The sequence below is a fragment of the Pseudomonas sp. Choline-02u-1 genome, assembly GCF_002836515.1.
Taxonomy (GTDB): Bacteria; Pseudomonadota; Gammaproteobacteria; order Pseudomonadales; family Pseudomonadaceae; genus Aquipseudomonas.
The window spans coordinates 1-15,585 of record NZ_PJBC01000002.1; the positions used below are offsets into that span (position 1 = coordinate 1).

Below are 15,585 nucleotides of genomic sequence, written 5' to 3' on the forward strand. Positions count from 1 at the left end.
GCTCCCACGATTATTTTCAGCCAGCCATTGCCAGCCGATTACGCCCCTCGCGCTTTGCAACATAGAGCGCACTGTCGGCCCGGCGCAGCAAACTGTCCGCCGACTCACCCGGCAACAGCGTCGAGCATCCCAGGCTTACGGTGATCTCGATCAATCGGCCATCGGCAAAATATTCCTCTGACTGCGTCGCCTGGCGCAAACGCTCACCGACCATCGCCGCTGCTTCGCGTCCGGTGTTGGAGAGCAGGATCAGAAACTCCTCGCCACCATAACGAAACACCATGTCGACGTTGCGCAGCTGCGCCTTGATCGATGCTGCAATAGCTTTGAGCACATCATCACCAGCGCCATGACCGTGTTCGTCATTGACCCGTTTGAAGTGGTCGATGTCGAGCATCAGCACTGACAGCGGCTGCGCATGCCGGCGCGACATGTCGATCTCGCGCTGCAAGGTCTGCTCCATGGCCACACGGTTGCCGGCGCCGGTCAGAGGATCGCGCAAAGCGCTTTGGGTTGCGGCGCGATAGAGCAGGGCGTTGCGCATCGGGTACAGCAAGCAGGACAGCAGTGACTCGAGTTCGCCCTGTTCCTTGTCGTTGAAACGCTGATTGCGGCGAAACACCAGCTCGCCCATGTGCTCACCTTCGTGGCTCAGGGTGTAGCTGACCGGATGATGGCCGCGCGTGCCGAACTCCAGACGCAGGTCACTGGCCTGATGCACATAGCTGAGGGCATCCAGCGGCACCAGGCGTTGGATTTCACGAAAGAACAGGCCAAGGATGCGTTGTGGCTCAAGGCTGGTTTGCAGCTGCAGGCTCATTTGCTGACGAAGTTGCGCCAGGCTGGTCGGGCGCTCGATCCGCGCCGGCAGTTGACCGAAGCCCAGGCGCTGCAATTTGGCACTGTCAAAGTCAATTGCATGGGTCTGGGAAGGCGATTTCATATGGCGTGAGCCCCTAAGCAGTAAGTCTGTCTTACAGGCTGGGTGAGAGCGGCTATGGGCTGCGCGTCGTACTGATCCATCAGTCCCGTAGGACGTTTGGCGTAAGTTTAGTCTGCCGCAAGACGATCAGTCAGCTATCGAAATCGGCGTTGCCCCATGGCCATCACACGGCATGTTTTGAGGGAATTTAGAGCGAAACACGTGCCATTCGGTTCGATTTTATTTAAAGCTTTTCGAATCAATGACTTGCTGGCGGCTGCGGAACTGCCGCGCTGGATAATTGGCGGCGGCGCGAAGCTAATGATCAACAATGACTTGCCGCGACAGCATTCTGCCGCGGCAACAAATGCGACGTATGGCGTTATTGGGCGTTGAAAGCCTGGCCGTTAACGCCCGCACTGTCGGGGCCCATCAGGTACAGATAGACCGGCATGATCTCCTGCGGCGTCGGGTTGTTCAGCGGGTTTTCCCCCGGATACGCCTGAGCGCGCATGCTGGTGCGGGTGCCGCCGGGGTTGATGCTGTTGGAACGCACCGGCGCCACGCCTTCGACTTCGTCGGCAAGGGTTTGCATCAGGCCTTCGGTGGCAAACTTCGACACACCATACGCGCCCCAGTACGCACGACCCTTGCGCCCGACGCTGCTGGAAGTGAATACCACCGAGGCGTCCTGCGAGAGCTTGAGCAGTGGCAGCAGGGTGCTGGTCAGCATGAACATTGCGTTGACGTTGACCTGCATCACGCGCATGAAGTTTTCGCCGGAGAGCTGTTCGATTGGCGTGCGCGGACCGATGATCGAAGCGTTGTGCAACAGGCCATCGAGGTGGCCGAACTCGGTTTCGATCATCGCTGCCAGCTCATCGTACTGATGGGGCAGGGCGGTCTCGAGGTTGAACGGTATCACCGCCGGTTGTGGATGGCCGGCGGCCTCGATTTCGTCGTAGACCTCGGTCAGGTTGGCTTCGGTCTTGCCCAGCAGCAACACGGTCGCGCCGTGAGCAGCATAGGTTTTCGCCGCAGCCGCGCCGATGCCGCGCCCGGCACCGGTAACCAGAATGACCCGATCCTTCAGCAGTTCAGGGCGAGCGGTGTAATCAAACATAAAACCCTCATAGTCCTTTTGATTTTGATCAGCAGCTGCACAGCGCGCTGTCGAGCACCTTGCGCAACTCCAGCGGATGATCCACCACCACGTCCGCGCCCCAATGCCGTGGGTTGTCGTCGGGGTGAATGTAGCCGTAGGTCACCGCAGCGGTCTTGGTGCCGGCGTCGCGACCCGACTCGATATCGCGCAGATCATCGCCGATAAACAGTACCGTCGACGGATCCAGATCAAGCATCTTGCACGCGAGGATCAATGGCTCCGGATCCGGCTTGCTGTTCTTCACGTGATCGGGGCAGATCAGCAGCGCCGAACGCTCGGCCAGCCCCAGGCGTTGCATGATCGGCTCGGCGAAACGCACCGGTTTGTTGGTGACCACGCCCCAGATCAGGTTGGCTTTCTCGATATCGGCGAGCAGTTCGCCCATGCCGTCGAACAATTTGCTGTGCACCGCGCAACCGACCAGATAACGCTCTAGAAACTCCAGGCGCAGCTCTTCGAAGCCTGGCGATTCCGGGTCCATCGAGAACGTCACTGCAACCATCGCCTTGGCGCCGCCGGAAATCTCGTCGCGGATATGCTTGTCGTTGATCGGCGGCAAACCACGATCGGCGCGCATCGCCTGGCAGATGGCGATGAAGTCCGGCGCGGTGTCGAGCAGCGTGCCGTCCATGTCGAAAAGTACCGCTCTGATGGCCATCGGCTTATTCCTCGCGCAGGGTCTGGATCATGTAGTTGACGTCAACATCGTTGGCCAGCTTGTAGTGTTTGGTCAGCGGGTTGTAGGTCAGGCCGATGATGTCCTTGACGGTCAGGCCGGCCATGCGGCTCCAGGCGCCGAGCTCGGACGGGCGGATGAATTTCTTGAAATCGTGAGTGCCGCGCGGCAGCAGCTTCATGATGTATTCGGCGCCGATGATTGCGAACAGGTACGCCTTCGGATTGCGGTTGATGGTCGAGAAGAACACCTGGCCGCCCGGCTTGACCATGCGGAAGCAGGCGCGGATCACCGAGGATGGATCCGGCACGTGCTCGAGCATTTCCAGGCAGGTTACGACGTCGAACTGCTCGGGCATTTCTTCGGCGAGGGCTTCGGCGGTGATCTGGCGATATTCGACGCTGACCCCGGATTCCAGCTGATGCAGTTGTGCAACCGCCAGCGGCGCTTCGCCCATGTCGATACCCATCACCGTGGCGCCGCGCTGAGCCATGGCCTCGCTGAGGATGCCGCCGCCGCAGCCGACGTCGAGGACTTTCTTGCCGGCCAGATTGACCCGTTCGTCAATCCAGTTGACGCGCAGCGGGTTGATGTCGTGCAGCGGCTTGAATTCGCTTTCGCGGTCCCACCAGCGATGGGCCAGGGCCTCGAATTTGGCGATTTCGGCGTGGTCGACGTTGCTCATGTTCAATTCCTCGAAAAACCTGAAAAGGGCTGTAGCCGCGAATATTGCGCCGCGGTGTTTACGATTCGGTGTGGCCGCTGATGCGCTGGCCCCAGTGGCGGGCGGTCTCGCCCAGCTGTTGTTCGTCCATGCGAGTCAGGCGTCGGTCGTCGAGCAGTTGCTTGCCGGCGACCCACAGATGTTTCACGCAATCGCGACCGGTGGCGTAGATCAGCTGCGACACCGGGTCATACACCGGTTGCTGCGCCAGGCCGGACAGGTCGAAGGCGACGATGTCCGCGGCTTTGCCGATCTCCAGCGAGCCGACCTGCGCCTCGATCCCCAGCGCACGCGCGCCATTGAGGGTGGCCATGCGCAAGGCGCGATGGGCGTCCAGCGCGGTGGCGGAACCGGCGACAGCTTTGGCCAGCAGGGCGGCGGTGCGGGTTTCGCCGAGCAGATCAAGATCATTGTTACTCGCCGCGCCATCGGTACCGACGGCCACATTGACCCCAGCCTGCCACAAACGCTCGACCGGGCAGAAGCCGCTGGCCAGTTTGAGATTGGATTCCGGGCAGTGGATCACGCTGCTGTTGCTTTCTACCAGCAGCGCCAGGTCGTCATCGCTGATCTGGGTCATGTGCACGGCCTGGAAGCGCGGGCCGAGCAGGCCAAGACGAGCGAGGCGCGCCAGTGGCCGCTCGCCGGTTTGCTCCACGGCCTGCTGCACTTCGAAAGCGGTCTCGTGCACGTGCATGTGGATCGCGGCGTCCAGCTCCTCGGCGATCACCCTGATTTTCTCAAGGTTCTCATCGCCGACGGTGTAGGGTGCATGAGGACCGAAAGTGATCTTGATGCGCTCGTGGTGCTTGAGATCGCCGAACAGCTCGACGCCCTGACGAATGGCTTCGTCGGCGCTGCTGGCGCCGGGGATCGGGAAATCGAGAATCGGAATGGCGATTTGCGCGCGGATGCCGCTGTTGTGCACGCGCTCGCTGGCGACTTTCGGGAAGAAGTACATGTCCGAGAAACAGGTGATCCCGCCCTTGATCTGCTCGGCGATGGCCAGATCGGTGCCGTCGCGGACGAACGCTTCATCGACCCATTTGCCCTCGGCCGGCCAGATATGATTTTCCAGCCAGGTCATCAACGGCAGGTCATCGGCCAGGCCACGGAACAGCGTCATCGCCGCGTGGCCGTGGGCGTTGATCAGGCCGGGGGCGAGCAGCACATCCGGCAATTCACGGATTTCAGTCGCGTTACACTTCAGCGCTTCGGCGCGCGGGCCGATAAACACGATGCAACCATCACGGATGCCCAGACCGTGGTCCTTGAGTACCACGCCTGCAGGTTCGACGGGGACCAGCCAGGTCGGCAGCAATAACAGGTCGAGCGCAATGGCAGGTTTCGGCATCGAGGGTCGGTTCCAGTGCTTTTGTAAAGGATGGCGAAGTATACCCGAGCGTCTTCGCGGGGGGATCGCTATAATCGGCGGCTTTTGTTCATGAGTGCGGGGTGTGGGATGCGCGATCGACTGTTGGCTGCGGAGAAAGTAAAGGCCATCGATTGGCGTGATGGCGCGCTGCACCTGCTGGATCAGCGTATTTTGCCGTTCGAGGAAACCTGGATCGCTTACACCAGCGCCGCCGGCGTGGCCGAGGCGATTCGCTCGATGGTCGTGCGTGGCGCGCCGGCCATCGGCATCAGCGCAGCGTACGGCATCGTCCTCGCGGCGCGAGCGCGGATTGCCGAGGGCGGCGACTGGTACGCGGCGCTGGAAGAGGATTTCGCCTTGCTGGCCGATTCCCGTCCGACCGCAGTGAATCTGTTCTGGGCGCTGGGGCGCATGCACGATCGTCTGGATCGGCTGAAAAGCAACGCCGATCCGCTGGCGGCGCTGGAAGCCGAAGCCGTCGCCATTCACGAAAGCGATCGCGAAGCCAACCTGACCATGGCGCAACTCGGCGTCGACCTGATCCGCAAACATCAGGGCAATGCTCAGGCGATTCTCACTCACTGCAACACGGGCGCGCTGGCCACCGGCGGTTTCGGCACCGCGCTGGGCGTGATCCGCGCGGCTTATATAGAAGGCATGGTCGAACGCGTCTACGCCGACGAAACCCGGCCGTGGCTGCAGGGCTCGCGCCTGACTGCATGGGAGCTGGCCAACGAAGGCATCCCGGTGACCCTGAACGCCGACTCCGCCGCCGCGCACATCATGAAAACCAAAGGCGTGACCTGGGTGATCGTCGGCGCTGACCGCATCACCGCCAATGGCGACGTCGCCAACAAGATCGGCACCTATCAACTGGCAGTGAACGCCATGCACCACGGCGTGCGCTTCATGGTCGTCGCGCCGAGCTCGACCATCGACATGAATCTTGCCAGCGGCGATGACATTCCGATCGAAGAGCGTGATGGCGCCGAGTTGCTGGAAGTCGGCGGCAAGCGCGTCGGTGCGGACGTTGAGGCGTTCAACCCGGTGTTTGATGTAACGCCTGCTGACCTCATCGATGCGATCGTCACCGAGAAAGGCATCGTCGAACGCCCGGACACCGCGAAAATGGCCCAGCTGATGTGCCGCAAGCGCCTGCATTGATGCGGTGATATTCAGTGTAGGAGCTGCCGAAGGCTGCGATCTTTTGATCTTGCTTTTTAGAGGTCAGGATCAAAAGATCGCAGCCTTCGGCAGCTCCTACAGGTGTGCGTCCCCCTAAAAGTCAATAAACATCGCTAATCCAAGCCACAAATCTGCATTCAACGAAGCTCTGAGCCTCTCTCGTCCCCCTCAAGCCTGTCATCAGTCAACTAACTATGCTCCATGCGCATCTGGGGGATAGGTGCGTGGCGGCCTTTGTGATAACATCCGGCGTTTTCCGAGGCTGCTCCACGGAGCTGTCTTCACTGCGCAAATCCGCGATCCAATGTTGATTTGTCGTAAGTCGGCGCATGGCACTCGGCCGGCCCCGACGAGCTTCGTTGCTCCCACATGGACATGACGAAGTTTCACCAGAAAAAGGAATCAGGCTTCTCATGGGCGAACTGGCCAAAGAAATCCTCCCGGTCAATATCGAAGACGAGCTGAAACAGTCCTACCTCGACTACGCGATGAGCGTGATCGTCGGCCGTGCACTGCCGGATGCGCGCGATGGCCTCAAGCCCGTGCACCGTCGCGTACTGTTCGCGATGAGCGAGCTGGGCAACGACTACAACAAGCCGTACAAGAAATCTGCCCGTGTCGTCGGCGACGTGATCGGTAAGTATCACCCGCACGGTGACACTGCCGTGTACGACACCATCGTTCGTATGGCCCAGCCTTTCTCCCTGCGCTACCTGCTGGTCGACGGCCAGGGCAACTTCGGTTCGGTCGACGGCGACAACGCCGCGGCCATGCGATACACCGAAGTGCGCATGACCAAGCTGGCGCACGAGCTGCTGGCCGACCTGCACAAGGAAACCGTGGACTGGGTGCCGAACTACGACGGCACCGAACTGATCCCGGCGGTCATGCCGACCCGCGTACCGAACCTGCTGGTCAACGGTTCCAGCGGTATCGCCGTAGGCATGGCGACCAACATCCCGCCGCACAACCTCGGTGAAGTCATCGACGGTTGCCTGGCCCTCATCGACAACCCCGAGCTGACCGTCGATGAGCTGATGCAATACATTCCCGGTCCGGACTTCCCGACTGCGGCGATCATCAACGGTCGCGCCGGCATCATCGAAGCCTACCGCACCGGTCGCGGGCGCATTTACATGCGTGCCCGCTCGATCATCGAAGACATCGACAAGGTCGGTGGCCGTCAGCAGATCGTCATCACTGAACTGCCTTACCAGCTGAACAAGGCGCGTCTGATCGAGAAGATCGCCGAGCTGGTCAAGGAGAAGAAGCTCGAAGGCATCACCGAGCTGCGCGACGAGTCCGACAAGGACGGTATGCGCGTCGTGATCGAACTGCGTCGCGGCGAAGTACCTGAGGTGATCCTCAACAACCTCTACGCCCAGACCCAGCTGCAATCGGTGTTCGGTATCAACATCGTCGCGCTGATCGACGGCCGCCCGCGCATCCTCAACCTCAAGGATCTGCTGGAAGCCTTCGTCCGTCACCGTCGCGAAGTGGTTACCCGCCGTACCGTGTTCGAACTGCGCAAGGCGCGCGAGCGTGGGCACATTCTCGAAGGCCAGGCCGTTGCCCTGTCGAACATCGACCCGGTCATCGCTCTGATCAAGGCTTCGCCAACGCCGTCGGAAGCCAAGGAAGCGCTGATCAGCACGCCTTGGGAGTCCTCCGCCGTGGTGGCGATGGTTGAACGTGCCGGTGCCGATTCGTGCCGTCCGGAAAACCTCGATCCGCAATACGGTCTGCGCGAAGGCAAGTACTTCCTCTCGCCAGAACAGGCACAAGCGATTCTTGAACTGCGCCTGCACCGTCTGACCGGTCTGGAGCACGAGAAGCTGCTGGCCGAGTACCAGGAGATCCTCAACCAGATCGGCGAGCTGATCCGCATTCTCAACAGCGCCGTGCGCCTGATGGAAGTGATCCGCGAAGAGCTGGAAGTGATCCGCGCCGAATACGGCGACGTGCGCCGCACCGAAATTCTCGATGCCCGTCTCGACCTGACCCTGGGTGACATGATCCCGGAAGAAGAACGCGTCGTGACCATCTCCCACGGTGGCTACGCCAAGACCCAGCCGCTGGCTGCGTACCAGGCTCAGCGTCGTGGCGGCAAAGGCAAATCGGCTACCGGCGTCAAGGACGAGGACTACATCGCTCACCTGCTGGTCGCCAACAGCCACACCACGCTGCTGCTGTTCTCCAGCAAGGGCAAGGTGTACTGGCTCAAGACCTACGAGATTCCGGAAGCCTCCCGCGCGGCCCGTGGCCGTCCGCTGGTCAACCTGCTGCCGCTGGATGACGGTGAATACATCACCACCATGCTGCCGGTCGAGGAATACACCGAAGGTCACTACATCTTCATGGCCACCGCCAACGGCACCGTGAAGAAGACCCCGCTGGAATCCTTCAGCCGTCAGCGCAGCGTTGGCCTGATCGCGCTGGAGCTGGACGAAGGCGATGTGCTGATCTCCGCGGCCATTACCGATGGCGAGCGTGAAGTGATGCTGTTCTCCGACGGTGGCAAGGTCACCCGCTTCAAAGAGTCCGACGTACGTGCCATGGGCCGTACCGCTCGCGGCGTGCGCGGCATGCGTCTGCCGGAAGGGCAGAAGCTGATTTCCATGCTGATCCCGGAAGAAGGCAGCCAGATCCTCACCGCTTCGGCGCGTGGTTATGGCAAGCGCACCGCGATCACCGAGTTCCCTGAGTACAAGCGTGGCGGTCAGGGCGTGATCGCCATGGTCAGCAACGAGCGTAACGGTCGTCTGGTCGGTGCGGTGCAGGTGCTCGACGGTGAAGAAATCATGCTGATCTCCGATCAGGGCACCCTGGTGCGTACCCGTGTCGACGAAGTGTCGAGCCTGGGCCGTAACACCCAGGGTGTAACGCTGATCAAACTGGCCAAGGATGAAACGCTGGTCGGGCTGGAGCGGGTTCAGGAGCCTTCGGAAATCGAAGGAGAAGAGCTCGAAGGTGAAGAGGGCGAGGAGTTCGCAGGCACCCTCGGTATCGACGACGCCGCCGCAGACGACCAGCAACTCGACGCCGCAGCTGACGAAGAGCCGCAGGAATAAGCGGGCAAACAAGGGGGCGGATGAGAATTCGCCCCCTTGTTATTTGTCCTGTTTGAAATTTGAATCACCCACAGGACTCGGTGTGGGAGCGGGCTTGCTCGCGAAGACGGACTGACATCCGATGACGATGTCGCCTGATCTACCGCTTTCGCGAGCAAGCCCGCTCCCGCATTGAATCCGTGTTGGCTGATGATGTAATGCGTTACCACCAAATCAGAGCGAGATTGGATGTGAGCAAGCGAGCCTATAACTTCTGCGCCGGTCCGGCGGCGCTGCCTGAAGCTGTCCTGCAGCGCGCCCAGGGTGAACTCCTTGATTGGCACGGCAAGGGTCTGTCGGTCATGGAAATGAGCCATCGCAGTGATGAGTTCGTGTCCATCGCCACCCAGGCCGAGCAGGATCTGCGTGACCTGCTGAATATCCCGTCGAACTACAAAGTGCTGTTTCTGCAGGGCGGCGCCAGCCAGCAGTTCGCACAGATCCCGCTGAACCTGTTGCCTGAGGGCGGCTCGGCCGACTACATCGACACCGGTATCTGGTCGCAGAAAGCCATCGAAGAAGCCTCGCGCTACGGTCACGTCAACGTTGCCGCCACCGCCAAGCCTTACGACTATTTCGCCATTCCTGGCCAGAACGAGTGGAGTCTGTCCAAAGACGCCGCTTACGTTCACTACGCGCCGAACGAAACCATCGGCGGCCTGGAATTCCAGTGGATCCCGCAAACCGGTGACGTGCCGCTGGTGGCCGACATGTCTTCCGACATCCTCTCGCGCCCGGTCGACATCTCGCGTTTCGGCATGATCTACGCCGGCGCGCAGAAGAACATCGGCCCGAGCGGCATCGTCGTCAACATCATCCGCGAAGACCTGCTCGGCAAGGCCCGCTCGCTGTGCCCGACCATGCTCAACTACAAGGTCGCGGCCGATAACGGCTCGATGTACAACACCCCGCCGACCCTGGCCTGGTACTTGTCCGGTCTGGTGTTCCAGTGGCTGAAAGAGCAGGGCGGTGTCGAAGCGATCGCCAAACTCAACGACGTCAAGCAACGCACCCTTTACGACTTCATCGACGCCAGCGGCCTCTACAGCAACCCGATCAACAAGTCGGATCGCTCGTGGATGAACGTACCGTTCCGTCTGGCTGACGATCGTCTGGACAAGCCGTTCCTCGCCGGTGCCGACGAGCGCGGTCTGCTCAACCTCAAAGGCCACCGCTCGGTGGGCGGCATGCGCGCCTCCATCTACAACGCCGTCGACATCACCGCGGTCAACGCGCTGGTGGCCTACATGGCGGAATTCGAGAAGGAACACGGCTGATGTCCGAGCAAGAACTCAAGGCACTGCGCGTTCGCATTGACGCTCTGGACACCAAAGTCCTCGAGCTGATCAGTGAGCGTGCGCGTTGCGCCCAGGAAGTCGCCCGCGTGAAGATGGCCTCGCTGGCCGAAGGCGAAGTGCCGGTGTTCTACCGTCCCGAGCGCGAAGCTCAGGTGCTCAAGCGGGTGATGGAGCGCAATCAGGGGCCGCTGGGCAACGAGGAGATGGCGCGGCTGTTCCGCGAAATCATGTCGTCGTGCCTGGCGCTGGAGCAGCCGCTGAAAGTGGCTTACCTCGGCCCTGAAGGCACCTTCACTCAAGCGGCAGCGATGAAGCATTTCGGCCACGCGGTGATCAGCAAGCCGATGGCGGCGATCGACGAAGTGTTCCGCGAAGTGGCGGCCGGTGCGGTGAATTTCGGCGTAGTGCCGGTCGAAAACTCCACCGAAGGTGCGGTCAACCACACGCTGGACAGCTTCCTCGAACACGACATGGTGATCTGCGGCGAAGTCGAGCTGCGCATCCACCATCACCTGTTGGTCGGCGAAAACACCAAGACCGACAGTATCAGCCGCATCTATTCCCACGCGCAGTCGCTGGCCCAGTGCCGAAAGTGGCTGGACGCGCATTACCCGAATGTCGAGCGCGTCGCGGTGTCGAGCAACGCCGAAGCGGCCAAACGGGTCAAGGGCGAGTGGAATTCGGCGGCGATTGCTGGCGACATGGCGGCGGGCCTGTATGGTCTGACGCGACTGGCCGAGAAAATCGAGGATCGCCCGGACAACTCCACGCGCTTCCTGATGATCGGTAACCAGGAAGTGCCGCCGACCGGTGACGACAAGACCTCGATCATCGTGTCCATGAGCAACAAACCCGGCGCGCTGCACGAGCTGCTGGTGCCGTTCCACGACAATGGCATCGACCTGACCCGCATCGAAACCCGTCCGTCGCGCAGCGGCAAATGGACGTACGTGTTCTTCATCGACTTCGTCGGCCACCACCGCGATCCGTTGATCAAAGGTGTGCTGGAAAAGATCAGTCAGGAAGCAGTAGCACTCAAAGTGCTGGGTTCCTACCCGAAAGCAGTTCTCTAAGGGCGGTAGCAAATGAGTGGCAACTTCCTCGCTCTGGCACAGCCGGGCGTGCAACAACTTTCGCCGTACGTTCCGGGCAAGCCCGTGGACGAACTGGCGCGCGAGCTGGATCTGGATCCGGCAAAAATCGTCAAACTGGCGAGCAACGAAAATCCGCTGGGCGCCAGCCCAAAAGCCTTGGCGGCGATTCGCGAAGAGCTGGCTGAGCTGACCCGCTACCCGGACGGCAATGGTTTCGCCCTGAAATCGCTGCTCGCCGAACAGTGCCGCGTCGAGCTGAATCAGGTCACGCTGGGCAATGGCTCCAACGACATTCTTGAGCTGGTCGCCCGTGCCTATCTGGCGCCGGGCCTGAATGCCGTGTTCAGCGAGCACGCTTTCGCGGTATATCCGATCGCGACTCAAGCGGTCGGCGCGCAAGCCAAAGTGGTTCCGGCCAAGGATTGGGGGCACGATCTGCCAGCAATGCTCGCGGCAATCGATGCCAACACCCGCGTGGTCTTCATTGCCAACCCGAACAACCCGACTGGCACCTGGTTCGGCGCCGAAGCGCTGGACGAATTCCTGCAGGACGTTCCCGAGCATGTGCTGGTGGTGCTCGACGAGGCTTATATCGAGTACGCCGAAGGCAGCGATTTGCCGGACGGTCTCGACTTCCTCGCGGCCTACCCGAACCTGCTGGTGTCGCGCACCTTCTCCAAGGCCTATGGTCTGGCGGCGCTGCGCGTCGGTTATGGCTTGTCGACGCCAGTGGTGGCGGACGTGCTGAACCGCGTTCGTCAGCCATTCAACGTCAACAGCCTCGCGCTGGCGGCGGCGTGTGCGGCGCTGAAGGACGAGGAATATCTGGCGCAAAGCCGTCAGCTCAACGAATCCGGCATGCAGCAGTTGCAGGCGGGTTTCCGCGAGCTGGGGTTGGGCTGGATCGAGTCCAAAGGCAACTTCATCTGCGTCGATCTTGGCCAGGTCGCGGCGCCGATTTTTCAGGGCCTGCTGCGCGAGGGCGTGATCGTGCGTCCGGTGGCCAATTACGGCATGCCGAACCACTTGCGCGTGACCATCGGTCTGCCAGCAGAAAACAGCCGTTTCCTCGAGGCGCTGCGCAAGGTTCTGGCTCGTGGTTGATGTCACTGCGCTGCAACCTGCTGCACCTATGATCGGTCGCCTTGTGGTGGTCGGTCTGGGGTTGATCGGTGGTTCGTTTGCCAAGGGTTTGCGTGAAAGCGGCCTGTGCCGTGAAGTGGTCGGCGTCGATCTGGATCCGCAATCGCGCAAACTGGCTGTCGAGTTGGGTGTGGTTGATCGCTGTGAAGACGATTTGGCCGCAGCTTGCATCGGTGCCGATGTGATTCAGCTGGCGGTGCCGATTCTGGCCATGGAAAAACTGCTCGCGCGTCTGGCGGGTATGGATCTGGGGCAGGCGATTCTTACGGATGTCGGCAGCGCCAAAGGCAACGTCGTGCGCGCCGCGACCGAAGCGTTCGGCGGCATGCCGGCGCGTTTCGTCCCGGGGCACCCGATTGCAGGTTCCGAGCAGAGCGGGGTGGAAGCCTCCAACGCCGAGCTGTTCCGCCGGCACAAGGTGATCCTGACGCCGCTGGAGCAAACCGATCCTGCCGCGCTGGCGGTGGTCGATCGCCTGTGGCGCGAACTGGGCGCCGATGTCGAGCACATGCAGGTCGAGCGGCACGACGAAGTGCTGGCCGCGACCAGTCATCTGCCGCACCTGCTGGCCTTCGGTCTGGTCGATTCGTTGGCCAAGCGCAATGAAAATCTGGAGATCTTCCGTTACGCTGCCGGTGGTTTTCGCGATTTCACAAGAATCGCCGGAAGCGACCCGGTGATGTGGCACGACATCTTCCTCGCCAACCGCGAGGCTGTCCTGCGCACACTCGATACATTTCGCAGCGACCTCGACGCCTTGCGCGACGCGGTCGATGCAGGGGATGGGCACCAATTGTTGGGCGTTTTCACGCGCGCCCGGGTTGCCCGCGAGCATTTCAGTAAAATCCTGGCCCGCAGGGCCTATGTGGACGCTATGAATTCCAACGATCTGATCTTCCTGGCTCAACCTGGTGGCCGCCTGTCCGGTCGGATTCGCGTACCGGGTGACAAATCGATTTCCCACCGTTCGATCATGCTCGGCTCGCTGGCCGAAGGCGTCACCGAGGTCGAAGGCTTCCTCGAGGGCGAAGACGCCCTGGCGACCTTGCAGGCGTTTCGCGACATGGGCGTGGTTATCGAAGGCCCACACCACGGCCGCGTGACCATCCATGGTGTCGGTCTGCACGGCCTGAAACCTGCGCCGGGCCCGATCTATCTGGGTAATTCCGGCACTTCGATGCGTCTGCTTTCCGGCCTGTTGGCTGCGCAGAACTTCGACAGTGTCCTGACGGGTGATGCCTCGCTTTCGAAGCGCCCGATGAACCGCGTGGCCAATCCGCTGCGGGAAATGGGCGCCGTGATCGAGACCGCCGCCGAAGGTCGTCCGCCGATGACCATTCGCGGTGGCCACAAGCTCAAGGGCCTGACTTACACCATGCCGATGGCCAGCGCCCAGGTGAAATCCTGCCTGCTGCTCGCCGGTCTCTACGCCGAAGGCAAGACCACCGTGACCGAGCCGGCACCGACCCGCGACCACACCGAACGCATGCTGCGTGGCTTCGGGTACCCGGTCAGTGTCGACGGCGCCACGGCTTCGGTCGAGTCTGGCGGCAAGCTCACCGCGACCCACATCGAAGTGCCGGGCGATATCTCGTCGTCGGCGTTCTTCCTGGTCGCAGCTTCGATTGCCGCGGGTTCGGAGCTGGTGCTCGAGCACGTCGGCATCAATCCGACCCGTACTGGCGTCATCGACATCCTGCGCCTGATGGGCGCTGACATCACTCTGGAAAACCAGCGCGAGGTTGGCGGCGAGCCGGTGGCTGACTTGCGCGTACGGGCAGCTAGACTCAAAGGTATCGAGATTCCGGAAGAACTGGTGCCCCTGGCCATCGACGAATTCCCGGTACTGTTCGTTGCGGCTGCGTGTGCCGAAGGGCGTACCGTGCTGACCGGCGCTGAAGAGCTGCGGGTCAAGGAATCCGACCGGATTCAGGTCATGGCGGACGGCTTGCTGGCGCTAGGCGTCAAATGCGAACCGACTCCGGACGGCATCATCATCGACGGCGGCCAGATCGGCGGCGGGGAAGTGCACGGTCACGGCGACCACCGTATCGCCATGGCTTTCAGCGTCGCCTCGTTGCGCGCTAACGCACCGATCCGCATCCATGATTGCGCCAACGTCGCGACCTCGTTCCCCAACTTCCTCGCGCTGTGCGGGCAAGTCGGCATTCGTGTGGCACAAGAGGCTCAGTCGTGAAAAACATTGCACCGGTCATCACCATCGATGGGCCAAGCGGCTCCGGCAAGGGCACGGTCGCCGGGATTCTGGCCAAGCGTCTGGGCTGGAACCTGCTGGATTCCGGTGCGCTTTATCGATTGCTCGCGTTTGCTGCGCACAACCATGGCGTCGATCTGACCAATGAAGAGTTGCTGAAGACATTGGCCGCTCATCTGGATGTGCAGTTCATCGCGGCGACCGAAGGTCAGCTGCAGCGGATCATTCTGGAAGGCGACGAAGTCAGTGATGTCATCCGCACCGAAAGTGTCGGTTCCGGCGCTTCGCAAGTGGCTGCGCTGCCCGCCGTGCGCGAGGCGCTGCTGCAGCGCCAGCGCGCGTTCCAGGAAGCGCCGGGCCTGGTGGCCGACGGTCGCGACATGGGCACGGTGGTTTTTCCGGACGCACCGCTGAAGATTTTCCTCACCGCCAGTGCCGAGGAGCGGGCGCGCCGTCGATATTTGCAGTTGAAGGGCAAAGTCGAGGGTGTTAGTCTGTCGAGTCTGCTAGATGAGATCCGTGCGCGCGATGAGCGTGACACCCAGCGCGCAGTAGCCCCGCTCAAGCCGGCGGCCGACGCGATTCAGCTGGATTCCACGGAGCTTTCCATCGATCAGGTGCTTGAACGCATCATGAGCGAGATCGCCATTCGCGATATCGCCGGGTGACCAAGAGGGC

Annotated in this window: 13 protein-coding genes; 8 read left to right on the forward strand and 5 right to left on the reverse strand. The window is 61.6% G+C overall.

Features of this window, described 5'->3' with window-relative positions; all coding sequences use genetic code 11:
• Window positions 1-16: 16 nt before the first annotated feature.
• Entirely contained in the window at window positions 17-943 is a 927-nt protein-coding gene (locus CXF97_RS01140) for a GGDEF domain-containing protein (RefSeq protein WP_101155384.1), read from the reverse strand.
• A 156-nt stretch (window positions 944-1,099) separates the two neighbouring features.
• Here CXF97_RS01140 and CXF97_RS27885 point away from each other — a divergent pair, with 156 nt between their 5' ends.
• Complete coding sequence (locus CXF97_RS27885) at window positions 1,100-1,318, forward strand: hypothetical protein (protein ID WP_157830849.1); 219 nt, start codon at window positions 1,100-1,102, stop codon at window positions 1,316-1,318.
• Here the strand turns inward: CXF97_RS27885 and CXF97_RS01145 are convergent.
• The 4 genes from CXF97_RS01145 to CXF97_RS01160 are packed head-to-tail and all read right to left on the reverse strand — an operon-like array spanning window position 1,305 to window position 4,841.
• Entirely contained in the window at window positions 1,305-2,045 is a 741-nt protein-coding gene (locus CXF97_RS01145; protein ID WP_101155386.1) for a YciK family oxidoreductase, read from the reverse strand. The two genes, CXF97_RS27885 and CXF97_RS01145, sit on opposite strands and share 14 nt — an antisense overlap.
• Before the next feature lie 28 nt (window positions 2,046-2,073).
• The gene (mupP, locus tag CXF97_RS01150) at window positions 2,074-2,745 is read right to left on the reverse strand and encodes an N-acetylmuramic acid 6-phosphate phosphatase MupP (protein ID WP_016770929.1); all 672 of its coding nucleotides are present in this window, start codon (window positions 2,743-2,745) and stop codon (window positions 2,074-2,076) included.
• Between the two features lie 4 nt (window positions 2,746-2,749).
• On the reverse strand, window positions 2,750-3,448 hold the full coding sequence (gene ubiG / locus CXF97_RS01155) for a bifunctional 2-polyprenyl-6-hydroxyphenol methylase/3-demethylubiquinol 3-O-methyltransferase UbiG (RefSeq protein WP_007908399.1): 699 nt from the start codon (window positions 3,446-3,448) through the stop codon (window positions 2,750-2,752).
• Window positions 3,449-3,506: 58 nt separating this feature from the next.
• The gene (locus CXF97_RS01160; protein WP_101155388.1) at window positions 3,507-4,841 is read right to left on the reverse strand and encodes a TRZ/ATZ family hydrolase; all 1,335 of its coding nucleotides are present in this window, start codon (window positions 4,839-4,841) and stop codon (window positions 3,507-3,509) included.
• 108 nt (window positions 4,842-4,949) lie between these two features.
• On the opposite strand from CXF97_RS01160, the gene mtnA reads away from it, so the two are divergent.
• The 7 genes from mtnA to cmk all read left to right on the forward strand — a co-directional run bounded on the left by mtnA (window position 4,950) and on the right by cmk (window position 15,575).
• The gene (gene mtnA, locus CXF97_RS01165; protein WP_039760044.1) at window positions 4,950-6,026 is read left to right on the forward strand and encodes an S-methyl-5-thioribose-1-phosphate isomerase; all 1,077 of its coding nucleotides are present in this window, start codon (window positions 4,950-4,952) and stop codon (window positions 6,024-6,026) included.
• A 434-nt stretch (window positions 6,027-6,460) separates the two neighbouring features.
• Complete coding sequence (gene gyrA / locus CXF97_RS01170) at window positions 6,461-9,118, forward strand: DNA gyrase subunit A (RefSeq protein WP_101155389.1); 2,658 nt, start codon at window positions 6,461-6,463, stop codon at window positions 9,116-9,118.
• Window positions 9,119-9,348: 230 nt separating this feature from the next.
• Entirely contained in the window at window positions 9,349-10,434 is a 1,086-nt protein-coding gene (serC, locus tag CXF97_RS01180; RefSeq protein ID WP_101155391.1) for a 3-phosphoserine/phosphohydroxythreonine transaminase, read from the forward strand.
• The gene (gene pheA, locus CXF97_RS01185; protein ID WP_016770924.1) at window positions 10,434-11,528 is read left to right on the forward strand and encodes a prephenate dehydratase; all 1,095 of its coding nucleotides are present in this window, start codon (window positions 10,434-10,436) and stop codon (window positions 11,526-11,528) included. The genes serC and pheA overlap by 1 nt, the downstream gene beginning before the upstream one ends.
• Before the next feature lie 12 nt (window positions 11,529-11,540).
• On the forward strand, window positions 11,541-12,653 hold the full coding sequence (gene hisC, locus CXF97_RS01190) for a histidinol-phosphate transaminase (RefSeq protein WP_016770923.1): 1,113 nt from the start codon (window positions 11,541-11,543) through the stop codon (window positions 12,651-12,653).
• 28 nt (window positions 12,654-12,681) lie between these two features.
• Window positions 12,682-14,889 carry a bifunctional prephenate dehydrogenase/3-phosphoshikimate 1-carboxyvinyltransferase gene (locus CXF97_RS01195; RefSeq protein WP_256589668.1) on the forward strand — a complete coding sequence of 736 codons (2,208 nt, stop codon included), beginning with the start codon at window positions 12,682-12,684 and terminating at the stop codon, window positions 14,887-14,889.
• A complete protein-coding gene (gene cmk, locus CXF97_RS01200) occupies window positions 14,886-15,575 on the forward strand; it encodes a (d)CMP kinase (protein WP_024013869.1) in 690 nt (229 codons plus the stop codon). Before CXF97_RS01195 ends, cmk begins: the two co-directional genes overlap by 4 nt.
• Window positions 15,576-15,585 lie beyond the last annotated feature (10 nt).